General features: G+C 60.5%; 3 protein-coding genes. 1 reads left to right on the top strand and 2 read right to left on the bottom strand.

What is annotated here, in order from left to right:
* Positions 1 to 608: SLC13 family permease (locus A2I95_RS36660; protein ID WP_291737405.1), on the top strand; the 608-nt coding region annotated here is incomplete at its 5' end.
* Positions 609 to 650: 42 nt separating this feature from the next.
* Here A2I95_RS36660 and A2I95_RS36655 read toward each other — a convergent pair.
* Both A2I95_RS36655 and A2I95_RS36650 read right to left on the bottom strand, forming a co-directional pair.
* On the bottom strand, positions 651 to 782 hold the full coding sequence (locus A2I95_RS36655) for a hypothetical protein (protein WP_281172020.1): 132 nt from the start codon (positions 780 to 782) through the stop codon (positions 651 to 653).
* Between the two features lie 112 nt (positions 783 to 894).
* On the bottom strand, positions 895 to 1,578 hold a 684-nt coding region (locus A2I95_RS36650; protein ID WP_291737404.1), incomplete at its 5' end, for an SLC13 family permease.

The following is a 1,578-nucleotide window of genomic DNA, read 5'->3' as shown; positions in this document are numbered from 1 at the left end:
GGCTGGCGGTAACGGCAAATGACAAGACCTGGGCCGCCATCGGTCTGTTTGCCGCCGCCGTTCTGGCGGCTTCTGCCGGGTTGATCTACCTGCCGGTGGCCCTGGGCTTGGTTGCGATCGGCTATGTCCTGCTCAAGATCCTGCCGGTGGCAGAGATCTATGACCACGTGGAATGGCCGGTGGTGGTGCTGCTGGGCTCGATGATCCCGCTAGGGGCGGCACTGGACAGTTCAGGCGGCACCGCATTGATTGCCAATGCGCTGACGGGCCTGACCGCAGGCCTGCCCGCCTGGGCTGTGCTGACGGTGCTGATGGTCGTCACCATGACGCTGTCGGATGTGCTGAACAATACCGCAACGGCCATTGTCGCGGCACCCGTGGGCATTCAGATGGCGGAGTCCCTGGGGGTGTCTCCTGATCCGTTCCTGATGGCGGTGGCGGTTGCCGCCTCGGCGGCGTTCCTGACGCCGATCGGGCATAAGAACAACACGCTTGTTCTGGGTCCCGGCGGTTACCGCTTTGGCGATTACTGGCGGATGGGGCTGCCGCTGGAGGCTCTGGTCATTGCCGTCTCTATTCCGGCAATCCTGGTGTTCTGGCCATTGTAGCGAGGACCAAAACTTTTGCGGAAAAGTTTTGCCAAAATCCTTTCACAAGGATTTTGCGGCCTGTGCGGAGACCATTGCAGGCTGTGCTTGCCGGTCCGCCCAGGCCTGCGACATCAGCACAATGGCTGTTGATCCGCCCAGGACCCCAATCAGGAACAGTTTTTTGAAATCCATTTGCCACCCCTAGAAATACTCCCCTGTTTCATATGGGCATGGCTTTAACAATTTCACGTAAACAGGATCTGGCAAGGCGAAAAATCGCCATCGCCAAAGGCATCCAGTGCGATCAGAGCGGCCAGAAAAATGGAATGATCAGCGACGCAACCATCCCGACGCTGAGGTTCAGCGGGATGCCGACACGCAGAAAATCGGTGAACTTATAACCGCCTGGACCGTACACCAAGGTGTTCGTCTGGTAGCCGATCGGAGTGGCAAAAGACGCCGAGGCGGCGACCATGACGGCCACTACCAAGGGGCGCGGATCCACCCCCATCGCCTGGGCCAGGCCAATGGCAATCGGGGTAACCACAACGGCCACAGCATTGTTGGAGACCAGCTCAGTCAGGACCGAGGTCAGCAGATAGACCGCCCAGACCAGCAGGAACGGCGGCAGCATCGACAAGGCGGGCGCAATGGCGTTGACGATCAGGGCAACCGCACCGGAGCTTTCCAGCGCCGCCCCGATGGCCAGCATCGAAAAAATCAACGCCAAGAGACGCCCATCGACAAATGAGAACGCCTCATCCGCATCAATACAGCGGGTCACGAACACCAGCGATACCATCAGCAGCGACAGCATCAGGATAGGTGCGACGCCAAAGGCGGCCAGCAGAACGATCCCCAGCAGCGCAACAACGGCAATCGGCGCGTGGCTGCGGCGGTAGGCGCGCTGGGTCGGCTGCGAGACATCGGCCAGATCCATATCGGAGGCCAGACGCTGGATATCAGCCGGCGCGCCCTCCAGCAGCAG

The organism is Leisingera sp. F5 (assembly GCF_001593695.1).
Note: the sequence above shows the minus strand (reverse complement) of the source record. Positions and strands in the feature narration are given on the sequence as shown.

Coding starts and splice junctions, on each gene's coding strand:
- A2I95_RS36655 (WP_281172020.1), bottom strand. CDS start 782: ATGGATTTCAAAAAACTGTTCCTGATTGGGGTCCTGGGCGGATCAACA.